This is a genomic window from Achromobacter sp. 1012554356, assembly GCF_059760815.1.
Map to the genome: position 1 here is coordinate 60,292 of NZ_JCBANC010000001.1, position 17,989 is coordinate 78,280.

16 protein-coding genes and 2 tRNA genes are annotated in these 17,989 nt (G+C 65.7%); 2 read left to right on the forward strand and 16 right to left on the reverse strand.

Annotation, left to right across the window (positions count from 1 at the left end; translation table 11 throughout):
* Positions 1–6 precede the first annotated feature (6 nt).
* The 6 genes from AC6LJW_RS00265 to AC6LJW_RS00290 all read right to left on the reverse strand — a co-directional run bounded on the left by AC6LJW_RS00265 (position 7) and on the right by AC6LJW_RS00290 (position 7,828).
* Positions 7–933 carry an ABC transporter permease gene (locus AC6LJW_RS00265; protein ID WP_498086150.1) on the reverse strand — a complete coding sequence of 309 codons (927 nt, stop codon included), beginning with the start codon at positions 931–933 and terminating at the stop codon, positions 7–9.
* 99 nt (positions 934–1,032) lie between these two features.
* On the reverse strand, positions 1,033–2,004 hold the full coding sequence (locus AC6LJW_RS00270) for an ABC transporter permease (protein ID WP_056565682.1): 972 nt from the start codon (positions 2,002–2,004) through the stop codon (positions 1,033–1,035).
* Positions 2,005–2,123: 119 nt separating this feature from the next.
* Complete coding sequence (locus AC6LJW_RS00275) at positions 2,124–3,731, reverse strand: ABC transporter substrate-binding protein (protein WP_056565680.1); 1,608 nt, start codon at positions 3,729–3,731, stop codon at positions 2,124–2,126.
* A 260-nt stretch (positions 3,732–3,991) separates the two neighbouring features.
* A complete protein-coding gene (locus AC6LJW_RS00280) occupies positions 3,992–5,380 on the reverse strand; it encodes a GTPase/DUF3482 domain-containing protein (RefSeq protein WP_498086151.1) in 1,389 nt (462 codons plus the stop codon).
* A complete protein-coding gene (locus AC6LJW_RS00285; RefSeq protein ID WP_498086152.1) occupies positions 5,373–6,830 on the reverse strand; it encodes a DUF2868 domain-containing protein in 1,458 nt (485 codons plus the stop codon). The genes AC6LJW_RS00280 and AC6LJW_RS00285 overlap by 8 nt, the downstream gene beginning before the upstream one ends.
* Before the next feature lie 107 nt (positions 6,831–6,937).
* A complete protein-coding gene (locus AC6LJW_RS00290; RefSeq protein ID WP_498086153.1) occupies positions 6,938–7,828 on the reverse strand; it encodes a helix-turn-helix domain-containing protein in 891 nt (296 codons plus the stop codon).
* A 171-nt stretch (positions 7,829–7,999) separates the two neighbouring features.
* On the opposite strand from AC6LJW_RS00290, the gene AC6LJW_RS00295 reads away from it, so the two are divergent.
* Positions 8,000–8,908: a DMT family transporter gene (locus AC6LJW_RS00295; RefSeq protein ID WP_498086154.1), complete on the forward strand. Its 909-nt coding sequence runs from the start codon at positions 8,000–8,002 to the stop codon at positions 8,906–8,908.
* 59 nt (positions 8,909–8,967) lie between these two features.
* On the opposite strand, the gene AC6LJW_RS00300 is transcribed toward AC6LJW_RS00295, so the two are convergent.
* From AC6LJW_RS00300 to AC6LJW_RS00315, 4 genes are all read right to left on the reverse strand, one after another.
* On the reverse strand, positions 8,968–10,164 hold the full coding sequence (locus tag AC6LJW_RS00300) for an aminotransferase class V-fold PLP-dependent enzyme (RefSeq protein WP_498086155.1): 1,197 nt from the start codon (positions 10,162–10,164) through the stop codon (positions 8,968–8,970).
* Between the two features lie 34 nt (positions 10,165–10,198).
* Complete coding sequence (locus AC6LJW_RS00305) at positions 10,199–10,672, reverse strand: RidA family protein (RefSeq protein ID WP_056565666.1); 474 nt, start codon at positions 10,670–10,672, stop codon at positions 10,199–10,201.
* Between the two features lie 119 nt (positions 10,673–10,791).
* Entirely contained in the window at positions 10,792–11,703 is a 912-nt protein-coding gene (gene gcvA / locus AC6LJW_RS00310) for a transcriptional regulator GcvA (protein WP_056565664.1), read from the reverse strand.
* 138 nt (positions 11,704–11,841) lie between these two features.
* Positions 11,842–11,917: transfer RNA gene (locus AC6LJW_RS00315), tRNA-Asn, on the reverse strand.
* Between the two features lie 172 nt (positions 11,918–12,089).
* Here AC6LJW_RS00315 and AC6LJW_RS00320 point away from each other — a divergent pair.
* A complete protein-coding gene (locus AC6LJW_RS00320) occupies positions 12,090–13,478 on the forward strand; it encodes a GntP family permease (RefSeq protein ID WP_498086156.1) in 1,389 nt (462 codons plus the stop codon).
* Positions 13,479–13,574: 96 nt separating this feature from the next.
* Here the strand turns inward: AC6LJW_RS00320 and AC6LJW_RS00325 are convergent.
* The 6 genes from AC6LJW_RS00325 to petA all read right to left on the reverse strand — a co-directional run bounded on the left by AC6LJW_RS00325 (position 13,575) and on the right by petA (position 17,924).
* A tRNA-Thr gene (locus tag AC6LJW_RS00325) sits at positions 13,575–13,650 on the reverse strand.
* Positions 13,651–13,718: 68 nt separating this feature from the next.
* Entirely contained in the window at positions 13,719–14,171 is a 453-nt protein-coding gene (locus tag AC6LJW_RS00330) for a ClpXP protease specificity-enhancing factor (RefSeq protein WP_056565659.1), read from the reverse strand.
* Positions 14,172–14,184: 13 nt separating this feature from the next.
* Positions 14,185–14,796, reverse strand: coding sequence for a glutathione S-transferase N-terminal domain-containing protein (locus AC6LJW_RS00335; RefSeq protein ID WP_006388039.1), 612 nt, complete (start codon positions 14,794–14,796; stop codon positions 14,185–14,187).
* A 150-nt stretch (positions 14,797–14,946) separates the two neighbouring features.
* Positions 14,947–15,798, reverse strand: coding sequence for a cytochrome c1 (locus tag AC6LJW_RS00340; protein ID WP_105236914.1), 852 nt, complete (start codon positions 15,796–15,798; stop codon positions 14,947–14,949).
* Between the two features lie 24 nt (positions 15,799–15,822).
* Positions 15,823–17,211, reverse strand: a complete 1,389-nt coding sequence (locus AC6LJW_RS00345; RefSeq protein ID WP_056565653.1) for a cytochrome b — start codon at positions 17,209–17,211, stop codon at positions 15,823–15,825.
* Positions 17,212–17,282: 71 nt separating this feature from the next.
* A complete protein-coding gene (gene petA, locus AC6LJW_RS00350; protein ID WP_056565650.1) occupies positions 17,283–17,924 on the reverse strand; it encodes a ubiquinol-cytochrome c reductase iron-sulfur subunit in 642 nt (213 codons plus the stop codon).
* Positions 17,925–17,989 lie beyond the last annotated feature (65 nt).

Consider the following 17,989-nt stretch of genomic DNA (forward strand, 5'->3'; position numbering starts at 1 on the left):
ACGTCCTCAGCGCAGCTTGGGGTTGAGCGCGTCGCGCAGCCAGTCGCCCAGCAGGTTGACCGACAGCACCAGCGCCACCAGCGCGATGCCTGGGAAGATCGATATCCACCACATGCCTGAGAACAGATAGCTGTTGCCGATGCGGATCAGCGTGCCGAGCGACGGCGCGGTGGGCGGCACGCCCACGCCCAGAAACGACAGCGTGGCCTCGGTGATGATGGCGACCGCCAGGTGGATGGTGGCGATGACCAGCACCGGCCCCATGACGTTGGGCAGGATGTGGCGGCGCAGGATGGTGATGGGGCCGATGCCGATCAGCTTGGCCGCCTGCACGTATTCCTTGTTGCGTTCGACCAGCGTCGAGCCACGCACCGTACGCGCGTATTGCACCCAGCCGGAAATGCCGATGGCGAAGATCAGCACGTAGAGCGCGAGCTGATCGTGCATGTCGCGCGGCAACAATCCGCGCGCCACGCCGTCGATCAGCAGCGCGACCAGGATCGCCGGAAACGAGAGCTGCACGTCGGCGATACGCATGATGAAGCTGTCGATGCGCCCGCCCGCGTAGCCGCTGATGAGCCCGAGCGTCACGCCCAGCACCATCGAGAACAGCACGGACGCAAAGCCGACCAGCAGCGATACGCGCGAGCCATACATCACGGCCGACAGGATGTCGCGCCCCTGGTCGTCCGTGCCCAAAAGGAAATCTGGACTGCCGCCCTCTTCCCAGGCCGGCGGCGTGTTGGCGTCCATGATGCTCAAGGAAGCGAGATCGAACGGATTGTGCGGCGCGACGACCGGCGCGAACAGCGCGCCCAGCACGATGACCAGCGTGACGATCGCGGCGATGATGGCGCCGGGCGAACGCTTGAAGCTGTGCCACAGGTCGCTGTCGGCGGCGCGTGTGAAGAAGGGAGCGATGCGAGCAATCATGCGAGTTCCTTTTTTACCGCCAGGCCGTCCCAAGGTAAAAAAGCACCCCCTTGGGGGGCAGCAAGCCGGAGGCGCGGCGTGGGGGCCATTCCTTTTCCTTTATTTGCTCTGCACGCGTAGACGCGGGTCCACGGCGAAATACAGCAGGTCGACCACCAGGTTGATCACCACAAACATGAAGGCGATCAGAACGAGATACGCGGCCATGACGGGGATGTCCACCATGCTGATGGCTTGAATGAACAGGAGACCCATGCCCGGCCACTGGAACACCGTCTCGGTGATGATGGCGAAGGCGATGATGGAGCCGAGCTGTAGCCCGGTGATGGTGATGACGGGCACCATCGTGTTCTTCAACGCATGGCGGAAATTGATCAGCCGTTCCGGCAGTCCGCGCGCCCGTGCAAACTTGATGAAGTCGGCACGCAGCACTTCCAGCATCTCGGCACGCACCAGGCGCATGATGAGAGTCATCTGAAAGAGCGCCAGCGTGATGGCGGGCATGATGAGCGCCAGCCATCCGGATTTGGTGAGAAAGCCCGTTGTCCACCATCCCAGGCTGACGACGTCGCCGCGCCCGAAACTGGGCAGCCATCGCAGCTGCACGCCGAAAAACAGGATGAGCAGGATGCCGATGAGGAACGTGGGCAGCGAGATGCCCGCCAGCGAAATCGCCATGAACGCCTTGGACAGCACGCCGTGACGCTTGAGCGCGGTGTAGATGCCCATGGGGATGCCGAGCGCCAGCGCCATGACGGCGGACACAAACGACAGTTCCAGCGTGGCCGGCATGCGCTCTTCGAGCAGGTCGCTGACTGGACGGCGATGCCGGTACGACATGCCGAAGTCGCCCTGCACCGCATTGATGACGAAATGCGCGTACTGAACGACGAAGGGATCATCCAGGCCGAGCTGTTCGCGCAACTGGGCGCGCTGTTCGGGCGTCGTGTCCTGCCCGACCATGCTGGCGACCGGGTCGCCCACGTAGCGGAACATGGAGAACGCAATCAGCGCCACCGTCAACATCACGAGCACCGACTGAAACAGCCGCTGCGCAATAAAGGAAAGCATGTCAGGAAGCCCTCTGGTTCGGACGGCGCCGGGCCGCGTTCCGCGCGCCGCGCGGAATTGGGGGCTGGGCCGGGCGCGTCCGGGCGGCGTGCGCCGCCCGGGGTTGCATCACGCGCCGCTTACGGCAGCACGACGTCGCGCAGGTCCAGCACGTCGTCGGCGCGCTGGGTGACGGTGACGTTTTCCTTCACGCCCCACGACATGGGCTGCTGGTGCAGGGGCAGGTAGCCGAAGTCGCTGCGCACGATGCCGAAGGCTTCCTTGATCATCGCGTTGCGCTTGGCCTGATCGGTTTCAACGCCGATCTTGTTGGTCAGTTCGTCCACCTTCTTGTTGCAGTAGCCGCCCAGGTTGAACTGGCCCGCGGCCGTCTTGGCGTCGCGGCACGAGGTCAGGTTGAGCAGCGTGTTGTGCGCGTCGGTGGAGCTGGGCGTCCAACCCAGCATGTACATGCTGGTCTGGTTGCCGGCCTGCAGCAGGATCTTGCCGAAGTACTTGGACTTGGTCTGCGCCAGCAGGTTGATCTTGATGCCCACGCGCGCCAGCATGCCGGCCACGGCCTGGCAGACCTTTTCGTCGTTGACGTAGCGATCGTTCGGGCAGTCCATCGTCACGGTGAAGCCCTTGGGGTAGCCGGCTTCTGCCAACAGCTTCTTGGCGCGTTCAGGATCGGGCTTGTACGGCGCGCCAAAGGATTCGTCATAGCCGTTGATCGACGTGGCGATCAGCGAGCCCAGCGGCTTGGCCGCGCCGCGCATGATCTTCTCGTTGATGGCCTTGGTGTCCACGGCCAGCACGACGGCCTCGCGCACGCGCACGTCCTTGAACGGGTTCTTGCCCTTCACGTCGGAGAACAGCAGCTCGTCGCGGTCCTGGTCCATGCCGATGAAGATGGCGCGGGCTTCGGGCGCGGTCAGTGGCTTGACGCCCTTGGCGTCTTCCAGGCGCTTCCAGTCCTGCACCGGGACGGGCTGCACGACGTCCATCTCACCCGAGATCAGCGCGGCCACGCGCGTGGCTTCCTGCGTGATCGGCTGGAAGATGACCTCGTCGATGTTGGTCTTGATGTTCTTGTTCCAGTAGCCGCCGTAGCGCTTGAGCACCGTCTTCACGTCGGGCTGGCGTTCGGTCAGCATGAACGGGCCGGTGCCGTTGGCGTGCAGATTGGCGTAGTTGCCCTGGTTGTCGCCCTTGACGTTGGTGGCCTCGGTGGTCTTGTTCTTTTCCGCCCAGTTCTTGCTCATGATGTACAGGAACACCCATTCGCGCGGCAGGATGGGGTTGGGCGTGGGCGTGGTGACTTCGATGGTGTAGTCGTCCACCTTCTTGATGTCGCTGGCCTTGGCGCCGTAGCCCTTCATGTCCGAGCCCGGCGTCAGGCTGCGCTTCCACGAGAAGATCACGTCGTCGGCGGTGAACGGCGAGCCGTCATGGAACTTCACGTCGCGACGCAGCTTGAAGACCCATTTGGTGGGCTCGGGGTTCTCCCAGCTTTCGGCGAGCAGCGGCGTGAGTTTCAGGTTGCCGTCGTAGCCGGCCAGCGTTTCGTAGATGTTGCCTTGAAAGCCCAGCGTGAAGGTCTCGTTCAACGCCATCGGATCCATCGACGTGGCGTCGCCCTGATACGACCAGTGCAGCGTTTTGGCGGCCGCGCCGGCGCTGAAGGCCAGCGAGGCGGCCACGGCAGCGGCGAGCGCCGCCTGCTTGAAGTGGGGAAAAGTACGCATAGCCCTCATGCTCCGTGTGGTGCGCAGATCGCGCGACAGAAGTGACAGGGCCCCGGCCCCAAAGGGATCCGGGGCATGGCGTTGCTGCTGGAACCGATAGACCGACCCCTTGTGATTGGCATGACGGGGACGGACCTGCGTCGATGCAGATCGAATCTTATCGACGCATTCGTTTAAGCGTCAATTGCTTTGGATTGGGGTAATCACGCGCTTGCCGGATGCCGTGAATGGTGCGTTCTGCGGGGCGCGCGGGCCGCCGGTCATTCGGCCGGGAGCGGCGCGGAGGCTAGGGTTTTCGCCAATTCGAGAAGCATGCGCTTGCGGCGGTCGCTGTCTTCATAGTGTTTACCCAGGGCCGACCATTCGGGCCGGCTGCGCGCTTCCTTCAGCGCATCCGGCAAGGGGCCCTTGCGCCATGCGTCATCGGCCGGCAGGTCCAGGCGCAACGGTTCGCGGGCCGCGTGACCACGGCGCTCCAGCGCCTCGATCAACTGCCGCTGGCGCAATGCGAGCAAGCGCAGCACCGCATCGTCGACGCTGATCTCGCGATAGCCGCGCAGCTTGCCCGCGACGCGCTTGCCCAGCTTTTCGACGCCTTGCCACAAGCCGCCAGCGGCCGCGCCGATCAGCATGCCGGTGCCCAGGCTGAGGCCCGCGCTCATCAGGTCGACGGCGGCGCCGGCCATGGCGCCTGCGGCCGCACCCATGCCGACCTGCACGCCCATGTCCTTGAGCGCTTGCGGATGAAAAAGATCCATGCCCCAGCGTTCGCCCTGCAAGGGCAAGGCGTCGTCGGCGAAATCGGTGGCGCGGAAGTTGTAAAGGGCGAGCAGCGCGTTGACGCAGGTTTGTTCGCGCTGGCGCACCTGATCGCGCAGCTGGCTGGACGCGGCGGCCAGCGCGGCCTCGTCGCTCGCGCTGGATACATGCAGCGCGGCCACGTCGATGAGCAGATCGGCGACCAGTTCGTAGGCGGCAGCGTGGCGTTCGCGGCGTTGCGCGGCAAGGCTGTCGGACAAGCGCGCCAGCACCCCGGCATGGCGGTCCAGCAGCACGCCAAGCTTGGCATACAGTTGCTGCTCGCCATTGAGGGGTGGCGCGATGGTGTCGAACTCGACCACCGCGTGCAGGCCCAGCCGGGCCATGGCGTCACGCCAGGCGTCGGCGCGGTGTGCGGGTGCGTTGACGAAGTTGAGCACCGGCAGCAGCGGCCGGCCGCAAGCGGCCAGGATGGCGAGTTCATCGCGATGCTTGCCCAGGACCGGATCGCGGGCGTCGATGACGTAGAGCGCGGCATCGCAGTCGAGCATCTTGGTCAGGACGCGCGCCTCTTGTTCGTAGCGGCCATGCGCTTCGGGGGTGTCCAGAAAGCGGCGGATGCGCGCCGGGCCGTCCAGTCTTTCGCCGGGGCGGTCCAGGCGTTCCAGGTATTCCAGCAAGGCGATGCTGTCTTCCATGCCGGGCGTGTCGAACCATTCCAGCACGGGCCGACCGTCCAGGCGCAGGCGCGCGCCTTCGACGTGGCGCGTGGTGCCGGGGCGGTCGGCGACTTCGCCGAACGTGGTGTCGCGGGTCAGCGTGCGCAGCAGCGAGGTCTTGCCGGTGTTGGTGTGGCCGACGAGCGCGATCTTGATGACCAGGTCAGCCATGACCGGACTCCAGCCAGGTGAGCGGCGCGACGGGCGCCTGCAGGATGGCGTCAGCGGTCAGGCCTAGCGCCAGCAGGCGATCGCGCCAGAGGCCGGCGCGGGTTTCGGCGCGGGGTTCGGTAGGAGTGCCGTCGCCTGCGCGCGGCGTGATCAGCCAGACCCGCGTCTGTCCCGCGTGGGCCGAAAGGTCCGCCACCAGCGACAGCGTGCCCCGGTCGGGCGTCTGGCGCGCGTCGCAGGCGATCAGCAAGCGCGAGGCCGCCGACTGGGCCAGCGCATCGAGCACGCGGTTGCGTTCTTCGCGCGTATCCAGGTTGCCGGCCTGGCGGATGGTGTCGGGCAGATCCGCGGGCGGCCATGTCAGATCGGCCGGCAGCTCCAGCGCCAGCAGCACGGGCTGCCCGCCCAGGCCGTCCAGCGCGGGGGCACGCACGCGCGGTTCGTGCAGGGGGTCCACGGGGCGGTCGATGCCGGTGGACAGCGCGGGCGGTTCAAGCCGGTCGCGCAGGGGCGAGAAGCCCGCCAGCGCGGGATCGATGCGCACGCGGCGCAGCGCGCGCAGCGTGGCGGCGATGCACAGCGCGCCCGCGATCAGACGCGGCACGATGCCATAGACCACCAGCACGCCGATCAGCCAGAGCGACCATTGCGCCTGCGCGCTGGCCGGCAGGACCTGCGTGCCGTCGCTGGCGCGGATCGTCGCGGCGTCGGGCATGGGAAAGCCCAGATGCGCGGGCAGCCAGCCGATGGCCTGCGTCAGCCACACGAAGGTGTCCGGCGCGAGCAGCGTGGTGGCCCAGATGAAGCGGTAGCTGGCGGTGGACAGCACCGCCAGCAGCGTTGCGAGTGCGGCGCACAGCGCGGTCAGCCACAGCAGATGGCTGATGCTGCCGAACAGACCGCGCAAGGCGCCTGCGCGCGACAGCAGATTCAGGAAGGCCTGCGGCACCAGCGCGCCATCGGGCCCGCGCGCCAGCTTGCGCGTGGCCCAGAGCCACAGCCGCCCAAAGCCCGTCACGGCCGCGGGCCGCAGCAGAAAGCTTGCCAGCCACAACAGGAAGGTCAGCGCATGCAGCCCCAGCAGGGCGCCCACGGCCCACAGCACGTTGACGGGCCGCGTGCCATCGCCCAACGCACCCGCCGCGGCGGCCGCGCCGGAAACCAGCGCCAGCACGAACAGCACGGCCAGCATGACCGTGGCGCTGCGGCGCCAGGCGTCGACGAGGGGATTGAGGTTTTCGCGTTGCGCCAGCAGCGCGGCGCGGGCAAGGATGCGCGACGGCAGGTCGGCATCGAGCTGGCGTACCTGGCGCACCGCTTGCGCGTCTTCAAGCGGCCCCCAGTGCGTTTCGCGCAGCCGGATCAGCTCGGCCAGCCAGTGCGCGCGCAAGGGGCGCTGGCCGGCGCTGTCGATGAAGGGGGAAATATCGCGAGAGGTCGGAAGCGGCATCGCGTCGGGGCAGGCGGGAGGTGGCCGGGTGAGGCCGAGTGAGCCGCTAGGGCGATGCGCCATTGTAGACCGCGCGCCGCGGCCGGCGTGATGCCGGATCAGAGGTGTCAGTGCCAGGCGTGTGCGCTGCGGTATTGGCCCGGCGTGACGCCGATGGCGTCGCGAAAGACGCGGGCAAGATGGCTGGCGCTGCCAAACCCGCAGGCCTGCGCAACGCTGGCCAGGTCGCCCTTGCCGGCCGCCAGCAGGCTACGGGCGCGGGCAAGACGCCGGCCCCGCACCCAGCTGTGCGGCGGTTCGCCGAACGAGGCGTGGAACATGCGGGCGAAGTGATACGTGGACAACGCGGAAACCCCGGCCAATTCGTCGAGCGTCAGCGGATCGGCCAGGTGCGCGTCCACGTAATCCATCACGCGCCGGCGCACGCCGGGCGCCAGGCCGCCACGCGCGGGTTGCGGAGTCTTGCGCGCGACGCCCTGCATCAGCAGATGGTGGAGCACGGTTTCGGCGGCGCTGCTGGCGGCCAGGCGGTCGGCGGGTGCGTTCCAGTCGGCGCCCAGCAGCCGGCGGCAGACGTCGATCAGCGAGTCGTCCTGGATGTAGGTGCGGTCGCGCAGTTCAAGCGTGCGCGGTTCGCAGTCCAGCCGCATGACGGCTTCGCGCGCCAGCCGCTGCGGCGCGATGTACAGGTGCAGAAACCGTACGTTGTCGTTCATGCTCCAGCGCGAATGGTGCTCGGCGGGCAGCACGCAGAACTTGCCCGCGCCGCCATGCAGTGAGTCCTGACCTACGCGAAACGACCGGTCGCCGCCGTGCAGGTACAGCGACAGCGTGTGGTGGCCGGGCGTTTCGTAGCCCAGGGTTTCGCGGGCGGTGCGTGACCATTGCGAGATCGCCATGCCCTCGCCCAGCGACGCGGCACGCTGCAGCGTCGCGGTCGAGCGCGACAGCGTGCGGAATACGGAGAAATCGGCCGGGGCCGTAGCGGTGTTGCCCATGGGAAGGAATGCTACTGCGTTCGCGCGCGCGTGACGCGCCCGATCCGGACAAAAGCGCAAGAACCGGCAATTGCGGTGTGGCATCGGGGCGCACACTGGCTGTCCGGTGCGTCAGGTGGCTGACGGTGTCCGTATCTGATCTTCGCGTGGATGGCCCGCGCTCATCGCATCATGAATCTCTTTCTTTATCTGCTCACTGTCCTGATCTGGGGCACGACCTGGATCGCCATCAAGCTGCAGCTTGGCGTAGTAGCCATCCCCGTGTCGATCTTCTACCGCTTCGCGCTGGCGGGGCTGCTGCTGTTTGTGGCGCTGCTGGCCACGCGCAAACTGCAGAAGCTGGACCGGCGCGGCCATTGGCTGTGCGTGGGACAGGGCCTCTGCCTGTTCTGCTTGAATTTCCTGTGCTTCTATTCGGCCACGCAATGGATTCCCAGCGGTTTGGTGTCGGTGGTGTTTTCGGCCGCCACGCTGTGGAACGCGCTCAATGCGCGGATCTGGTTCGGCACCCGCATCTCGCCACGCGTCATGGCGGCGGGCGCGCTGGGATTCTGCGGCCTGGTGCTGCTGTTCTGGCCGGAACTGGCGGGCCAGGAGGCCAGCCACGAGACGCTGCTTGGGCTGGGCTTTGCGCTGTTGGGCACGCTCTGCTTTTCCACGGGCAACATGTTGTCGTCCCTGCAGCAGCGCGCCGGCATCCGGCCGCTGACGGGCAATGCGTACAGCATGCTGTATGGCGCGGGGATCCTGCTGGCGGGCTGCGTGGCAGCGGGCTTGCCGTTCGGCTTCGATTCCTCGCCGGTCTATGTGGGCGCGTTGCTCTATCTGGCCGTCCTGGGATCGGTCGTGGGCTTTACCGCCTACCTGACGCTGGTCGGCCGCATGGGCCCGGCGCGGGCCGCTTATTGCACGGTGCTGTTTCCGGTCGTTGCGCTCAGCATTTCGACCATCGTAGAAGGCTACCGCTGGACGCCCTACGCGTTCGCCGGCCTGGCGCTGGTGATGCTGGGCAACCTGCTCGTGTTCACGAGATGGTCGCCCTTTACGAAGCGTGCGGGCGTGGCGGGCAAGACCGCGTAACACGGGTCCTGTTCGCCGCAGCGCGGCTGTCGCACGTGGACGCCGCGTTTACGCGCGCGCTATGCGGCCAGCTTGCGCAAGGCGTCCAGCAGCCGATCGATTTCGTTCGCGCTGGTCAGATAGCTCACCGACGCGCGCGCGACACGGTCCAGACCACGGGCCTGCATGTCCAGCGGGGTGTAGGGCACGCCGTTGCTGCCGATGGTGATGCCCTGCGCGGCCAGCGCACGCTGCACGTCGGCCGCGTCGTGCCCGGCGACGTTGAAGGCGACCAGCCCGGATTTGTCGCGGCCCTGGTCCAGCACCGACACGCCGGAAATGGCCGACAGTTCGGCGCGCAGCGTCTGGGCGTTGGCGTCGATGGTGGCGCGGATAGTGTCCAGGCCCACATCCAGCGCTTCGCGCAGGGCATTGGCAAGGCCGCAGCGTAGCGCCAGCGAGTTCTCCGCGGATTCCAGACGCGCGGCGTCGGCGCGCAACACGGGCTCGCCGTCCGCGCCCAGCGGCGCGGAATGCGTGTCCACGAAGGCGGGCGTGAGCCGATCCAGGAAGTCGCGCCGCACGTACAGCAGCCCCGTGCCGCGCGGTCCGCGCAACGCCTTGCGGCCGGCGCCGCTCAACACGTCGCAGCCGATCTCGCGCACGTCGATCGGAAACTGTCCCACCGCCTGCGCGCCGTCCACGAAATACGGAATGCCGTGCTTGCGCGCGACCCGTCCGATGGCTGAGGCCGGGTTGATGAGGCCGCCGTTGGCCGGCAGCCAGGTCAGCGCGATCAGCCGTACCCGGTCGTCCAGCATGGCTTCCAGCGCTTGCGCGTCCACGCAGCCGCTGTGGTCCGAGGGAATGGTCTCCAGCGTCGCGCCCGCGCGCTGCGCAATCAGACGCATGGCGGCCAGGTTGCCGCCCCATTCGTGGCGGCCGACCAGAATGCGGTCCCCGGGCTGCCATGGCGGCAGCGCCGCAAACGCGGCGCCCCAACCGGGCGAGTTGCCGCCGGTCAAGGCGATTTCGTCCACGTGCGCGTGCAGTAACTGCCCCGCCAGCGAACGGGCCGCTTCGGTCAGGTCGCGCGCCGTCACGCCTGCCTCCATCGGCCCCTGCGCCGCTTCACGCTTCAGATGCGCATGAATGGCCTGGAGCGTGGCTTCTGAAGGCAGCGACGCGCCGGCGTGATTGAAGTGCACCGTGCTTTGCGCGCCGGGCGCGAGGGCGCGCAACGCCTGAACGGCGCTCGGGGTCAGGGGGGCGGTCATGGCGGTTCCTGTTGTTGCGATCAGGCGGCGGTCATCAGGCCGGGGTCAGCGCGATCACGGCCTCGACTTCCACCGACACGCCTTGCGGCAAAGCGGCGACGCCGACGGCGCTGCGGGCATGGCGTCCCGCGTCGCCGAACACCTCGACCATCAGGTCCGAAGCGCCATTGGCGATGGCGCTCTGGCGATTGAAGTCCGGCGCGCTGGCAACGAACACGCCCAGCTTGACGACGCGCGCCACGCGGTCCAGCCGGTCGCCGGTGGCGGCGGCGATCTGCGACAGGATGCCCAGCGCGCTGGCGCGCGCAGCCTCGACGCCGTCGGCGTCCGACACCTGATGGCCCAATTGGCCCAGGTAGGCCGCCTTGCCGTCCTTGCGGGAGATCTGGCCGGAGATGTAGAGCAGGTTGCCCTCCTGAACGAAGGGCACGTAGTTCGCGGCCGGGGCGGCGGCGGCTTCCAGAACCAGGCCAAGCTCGGCAACGCGGGCGGAAATGCTGCGGGTCATATCGAATCACCTATGAAAGAAAGGGAAGGCGCGTCTTGACGCTGCCCTGATGCTATCGGGCGCGGCGTGACATGACCAATCAATTCTTGCTCGGTACGTATGAGTAAAACTAATACGTGTCAGACATCCGTGTTTTGGGCTGCGGTCTGTGCCAGCCAGTGGTGCAACGCCTGAACGGGCTCGCTGAATGCGCCGCGGGGCGTGACGAACCACCAGCCGATGCGCGGATCTTCCAGCACCGCGCCGGGCAGCGCCTCAACCAGTGCCCCGCTCGCCAGGTGCGCTGCGATCAGCTTTTCGCGGCCCATCGCCAGGCCCTGCCCCGCGAGGGCGGCCTCGACGACGATGTTGTAGTCATGCAGCCGCACCGTGCGGGCGGCGCCCAGATCCAGTCCGTACCGGTGCGCCCACGCGTCCCACTCGAACTGCTGCTGCGCGTGCGAGACCAGCAGCGGGTGGCGCAGCAGGTCGGCGGACGTCTTCGGCCGCTTTCGGCCCGCCACGAGCGCGGGCGCGCACACGACGGATAAGCGTTCCGTCATCAGCAATGTGCTGCGCACGCCGGGCCAGCCGCCGCGGCCATAGCGGATCGCGGCGTCGACCTCGCCGCCCGCAACATCCGCCAGTGCGATGTCGGGCTGCAATTGCAGATCGATATGGGGATGCGCGGCGGCAAAGGCGGGCAGGCGCGTCGCAAGCCAGCGCGTGGCGAACGAGGCCAGCAATCCGATCCGCAGCGTATGGCGCGCGGGCTCGGGCGCGCGCAGTTCCTCGGTGCCCTGGCGCAGCAGCTCGAACGCCGCGTGCACGCGGGCGTAGTAGGCCTGGCCGGCCTCGGTCAGCGCGACGGCGCGCGTGCGCCGTTCAAAAAGCGCCACGCCCAATTCCTTTTCCAGCCGCTGGATGTGATGGCTGATCGCGCTCTGCGTGACGAACAGCTCTTCTCCGGCCTGCGAAAAGCTCAGCCGCCGCGCGGCGGCCTCGAAAGCGCGCAGGGATACCAGAGGCGGCAGGGATCGCGAGGAACGCATCGGTGTGCAGGGACGGAAGGTGCGGAAGATGCGGGTGATGCTACGCGATGCGCGGGGGTTGGCAACTTGCGCCCCAATGCAAAAAGCCCGCAAACAAGTTGCGGGCTTTTTTAGGGGTACTGCGGTACTGCAAATTCTTGGCTCCCCGAGCTGGGCTCGAACCAGCGACCTGCGGATTAACAGTCCGTCGCTCTACCGACTGAGCTATCGGGGAACAGGTAGAGGGGGCGAATTATGCACAAAAAATCGGAAGAATGCAAAGCGACCTGAAAAAGCGGCTTTCGGTTGCCGAAACCGGCCCTTTTTTTCAAGCTTGCCGTCAACCCGATCCCGTATCATGGCGCACAGAGGGCTCGCGACCTCTCTCGATTTTTCTGGGTTCTCATATGTCTTCGTTCGACATTCAATTGCTGCTCACCGCCCTGGTGAGCGTTCTGGTCCTGGTCGCACTGATCGTCTCGCGGATACGCATGCATCCGCTGCTGGCGCTCTTGATAGTGTCGATCGGCGTCGGCTTTGCAACGGGCATGGCCCCGGGCGCCATCGTCAAAAGCCTGACCGACGGCGCCGGCAAGACACTGGGCGCCGTGGGCGTGGTAATCGCACTGGGCGCGATGCTGGGCAAGATCCTCGCGGACTCCGGCACCACCGAGCGCCTGGCCAATGCAATCCTGCGCCACACCTCTCCGCGCCTGATTCCCTGGGCCATGACGCTGGTGGCGTTCGTCATCGGCATCCCCATGTTCTTTGAAGTGGGCCTGGTGGTGATGCTGCCGCTGATCTTCAGCGTGGCGCGCAAGCTGGAAAGCCAGTCGCGGTTCAAGGGCTCGGCCTATGTCTACGTGGGCGTGCCGGTGATTTCGGCGCTGGCCGCCATGCACGGCATGGTGCCCCCGCATCCCGGCCCGCTGACCGCCATCGCCACGCTCAAGACCACGGTCGGCCCGACCATGATCTACGGCTTCATCGCGGCCCTGCCGGCCATGATCTTTGGCGGCCCGCTGTATGGCGCCTTCATCGCCCCGCGCATGACGACCCGGCCGGACGAGGCTCTGCTTGACCAGTTCACCGCCTCCACCGACAGCCCCGCTGGCCAGCATGCGCCCAGCGTCGGGCTCGGCGTGCTGGCGGCGCTGCTGCCCGCCCTGCTGATGCTGGTTCATGCCGTGGCCGAAATGCTGCTGCCCAAGGACTCCAGCGTGACGCACGTGGCCGCCTTCCTGGGCAACCCTGTCGTCGCCATGCTGCTGGGCGTGCTGTTCGCGGCCGTGACGCTGGTTTTCATGCGCGGCGGCGACCCGGAAAAGCTGCGCGGCGCGCTGGGCCAGAGTTTGAAGCCGATCGCCGGCATCATGCTCATCATCGCCGGCGGTGGCGCCTTCCAGCAGGTCCTGACGAACGCCAAGGTCGGCGACGCCATCGTGCACCTGACCCACCAGTTCGCCTTCCCGCCGCTGATCCTGGGCTGGCTGATCGCCATGCTGCTGTCGGTCTCCACCGGCTCGGCCACGGTCGGCATCGTGGGCGCTGCGGGGCTGCTGGCGCCGCTGGCGGGTGCCGACCCCAACCTGAATTTGCCGCTGCTTGCCCTTTCCATCGGTTGCGGTTCGCTGTTCTTCAACTACGCGAACCACGCCGGATTCTGGATGGTGAAGGAATCGTTCGGCATGACGATGGGCGAAGCCACGAAGACGATTTCGGTCGTGCAGTCGATCGTGTCGGTGGTGGGGCTGGTGATGGTGCTGCTGTTTAATCTGTTGCCGGCGTTGGGGTAACAAAGACAGCGGGAGCGGATGCGCGCCATGCACGAGCCGCCCCACAAACAAAAAGGCCGATCCACATGGAATCGGCCTTTTTGCTGGGTATTTCTCTGGTGCCGGTGAAAGGAATCGAACCCTCGACCTTCTCATTACAAGTGAGCTGCTCTACCAACTGAGCTACACCGGCGAAGCGTGCCGGGGCACGCGCAGGGACTGCATTGTAATGAAAAAAATGCAGCCCCTCTCGTGGGGTCGTTATTTGACGATGGTCAGGCGCGGGCGCTTGGGTTCGTCGTCGTCGCCATCGTCGCCTCCGGGGGCGGGATTGGCATCCGAGCCCTCGGGGGCGGCGGGGTTCGGCGTGGCGCTTTGGGCGCCTGCCTCGGGCGGCTCGTAGGGCTGTACCTCGAAGCCCATGCCGGCGCCGGTTTCGCGCGCATAGATGGCGCTGACGGCGCCGACGGGGACGTAGACGTTTTCGGTCACGCCGCTGAAGCGGGCCTGGAATTCGATGAATTCATTGCCCAGCACCAGACGGTTGGTGGCCAGCGTGCCCACGTTCAGCGTGATCTGGCCGTCGCGCACGTGGGCGACGGGCACCATGGTGTGCTCGTCGACCTGCACGGTGATGTACGGCGTGTAGCCGTTATCGGTGCACCATTCGTGCAACGCGCGGATCAGATACGGTTTGGTCGAAGTTTCACCCATTACACAGCCAGCCTTAACGACGCATCACTTTTTCCGAAGGCGTCAGCGCTTCGATGTAGGCCGGGCGCGAGAAGATGCGTTCGGCGTACTTTTGCAGCGGAGCCGCATTCTTGGGCAGTTCGATGCCGTAGTGGTCCAGGCGCCAGAGCAGCGGAGCGACGGCCACGTCGAGCATGGAGAATTCCTCGCCCAGCATGTACTTGTTCTTGAGCAGCATCGGGGCCAGCTGGGCCAGGCGGTCGCGGATGTTCTGGCGAGCGTTGGCGAGCTTCTTTTCGTCGGGCTTGGCGCTGCGGTCTTCCAGCGTCGAGACGTGAACGAACAGTTCCTTCTCGAAGTTGTACAGGAACAGACGCGTGCGAGCGCGCATGACCGGGTCGGCGGGCATGAGCTGCGGGTGCGGGAAGCGCTCGTCGATGTACTCGTTAATGATGTTCGACTCGTACAGAACCAGGTCGCGTTCGACCAGAATGGGCACTTGACCGTACGGGTTCATCACCGAGATGTCTTCGGGCTTGTTGTACAGGTCGATGTCGCGGATCTCGAAATCCATACCCTTTTCGAACAACACGAAACGGCAGCGTTGCGAAAACGGACACGTGGTTCCGGAATAGAGCACCATCATGGCGGTAAGTCCTTTATGAAAAACGAAAGGCCAGCGCCTAAATCTAGCAGGCGCTGGCCCCAATTGCCAGGCAGGATAGGCTTACAGCCCTATCCGCCTCTTCCGTCCCCAATAGACGGGGTGGCTGGGGAACCTGGCGGGGCGTTACGGTTAGCGCACGTGTTTCCAGTACGAGGCATTCAGGCGCCACGTAACAAAGAAGAACAGGAGCAGGAACAACATGACGCCGACGCCGATGCGGACGCGCAGTGTCTGGACGGGCTCGGCCATCCAGGACATGAATGCGGTCAGATCAGCGACGTCGTTGTCGTATGTTGCGATTTGGGCCGGGTTGGCGGCCTTGAATTTGGCATCAAAGGTGGCATGGCCATGGTGATTGGCTAACGGCTCGGCCTTCACCGTGGCAAAACCCTGTGCATCGTACACCGTTGTGACGCGTTCCCACGTTTTGGGCGCGCCTTCCTTGCCTTCGACTTCGTGAACGGCAACGGTGGTGAGCTCGCGCGGGCCCTGTTCCTGCCAGAGGGCATGCGGCATGCCGACCGACGGGAAGACCAGGTTGTTCCAGCCCGTGGCGCGCGACGTGTCGCGGTAGAACGTGCGCAGGTAGGTGTACAGATAGTCGGAGCCCGAGGGGCCGGCGTTCACGGACTTGGCGCGGGCGATCACGGACAAGTCCGGGGGCGTCGTGCCAAACCAGGCCTTGGCGTCCTTCGGCGTCATGGCGACGTGCATCATGTCGCCAATCTTTTCGCCGGAGAACAGCAGGCTTTCCTTGATCTGTTCGTCGGTCAGGCCGATATCCCGGAGCTTGTTGTAGCGCATCGAGGATGCGCTATGACAGTTCAGGCAGTAGTTGACGAACAGCTTGGCGCCGTTTTGCAGCGACGCCATGTCGTTGACGCGGTAAGGCGCCTTGTCCAGCGGGAACCCGCCTCCGGCGGCAAAGGTTGCGGTACACGTGAGCATCAAGGCCACGGCACCAATCAGCTTCTTGATCATGGTTAGTCCGTTATTCTCGTTGGCTCAGTGGGCGTGGAACGTGACGCGGTCGGGCACTTGCTTGAACGTGCCCAGGCGGCTCCATACCGGCATCAGGAAGAAGAAGGCCAGGTACAGCAGCGTGCCGATCTGCGACGTCAGGTTCAACGGCGGACTGGGCGGCTGCGTACCGATGTAGCCGAGCACCAGGAAGTTGACCATGAAGATGCCGTAGATCCACTTGTGCCACGTGGGGCGGTAGCGGATCGACTTGACCGGCGAATGATCGAGCCAGGGCAGGAAGAACAGGATGACGACCGTGCCGCCCATGGCCACCACGCCCCAGAACTTGGCGTCGATGGCGCGCAGCAGCACGGCGACGACGATCAGGATGCCGGGGACGGCGATGCGCATGAAGCCCTTCAGGTTGCTCTTGGCGAACAGCACGATGGCGCCCAGCACCGACGCGCCCGCCAGCACCCACGTGAATTCATCCGTGGTGGCGCGCAGCATCGAGTAGAACGGCGTGAAGTACCAGACCGGCGCGATGTGCGGAGGCGTCTTCAGCGAGTCAGCAGGAATGAAGTTGTTGAACTCGAGGAAGTACCCGCCCATTTCCGGGGCGAAGAACACGATGGCCGCGAACACCAGCAGGAAGCCCGCCACGCCCACCAGGTCATGCACCGAGTAGAACGGATGGAACGGGATGCCGTCTTTCGGGCGGCCGTACTTGTCTTTCGGGCCTTGCTTGATTTCGATGCCGTCCGGGTTGTTCGAGCCGACTTCGTGCAGAGCCACCAGGTGAGCCGCCACCAGGCCGATCAGAACCAGCGGAATGGCGATGACGTGGAAGGCGAAGAAGCGGTTCAGCGTGGCATCGGACACGACGTAGTCGCCGCGGATCCAGATGGACAGTTCAGGACCAATGAACGGAATGGCCGCGAACAGGTTCACGATCACCTGGGCGCCCCAGTACGACATCTGGCCCCAGGGCAGCAGGTAGCCGAAGAATGCTTCGGCCATCAGACAGAGGAAGATCGCGACGCCGAAGATCCACACCAGTTCGCGGGGCTTGCGGTAGGAACCGTAAAGCAGGCCGCGCAGCATGTGCAGGTAGACGACGACGAAGAACATCGACGCGCCGGTCGAGTGCATGTAGCGCACCAGCCAGCCCCACGGGACCTCGCGCATGATGTATTCGACGGATTGGAACGCGCGCTCGGCGTCCGGCTTGTAGTGCATGACCAGGAAGATGCCGGTCACGATCTGCAGCACCAGCACCAGTAGCGCCAGCGAGCCAAAGAAGTACCAGAAGTTGAAATTCTTGGGTGCGTAATACTCGGACAGATGGGCTTTCCAGGTGGATGTCACCGGAAAGCGCCGGTCCAGCCAGCCCAACAGGCCTGTCGTCTCGACGGTTTTCTCGCCAGCCATGTAACGGCTCCTTCTATACGTGGCGTATTGTTCTTACTTACGTAGATCGGGAAAAAAGCGCGACGCGAGCGTCAGGCCTTGTTGTCTTCATCGACGCCCACGATGATGCGGGTATCGGTGAGGTACTGGTACGGCGGAACTTCGAGATTATCGGGGGCGGGCTTGTTCTTGAAGACCCGGCCAGCCAGGTCGAACGTGGAGCCGTGGCAGGGACAGAGGAAGCCGCCTTGCCAATCCGCGCCCAGACCGCCGCCGCCACCCGTTTCGAAGTGCGCGGTGGGCGAGCAGCCCAGGTGGGTGCAGATGCCGACGCAGACGAAGATCTCGGGCTTGCGCGAGCGAGCTTCGTTTTCGGCATAGGGAGGCGTGAAGCCGGGGCGCTTGGATTGCGGGTCGGCGAGCTGGGGATCCAGTGCCTTCAGGCCGGCCAGCTGCTCGGGCGAGCGGTGCATGATCCAGACCGGTTTGCCGCGCCATTCGACCGTTTTCATGGAACCGACGGGAATGTCGCCGATATCCACTTCAACGGGCGCCCCTGCCGCGCGGGCTTTTTCGGAGGGGGAAAACGTGCTCACAAGCGGCACTGCCGTTGCGACACCTGCTACGCCGCCCACAGCACAGGCGGTGGTAACCCAGAAACGTCGCGAAGGATCAGGTGGCAGGTTGGGATCAACCGCACCGTCATCGTCATGCACCAGCGTATCCTGACTCATCTTCCTATCCTTGTTGATGCGCCCGCTCTACGAGTAGCATCACTTCTGCGGCATCGGGTTCGCGG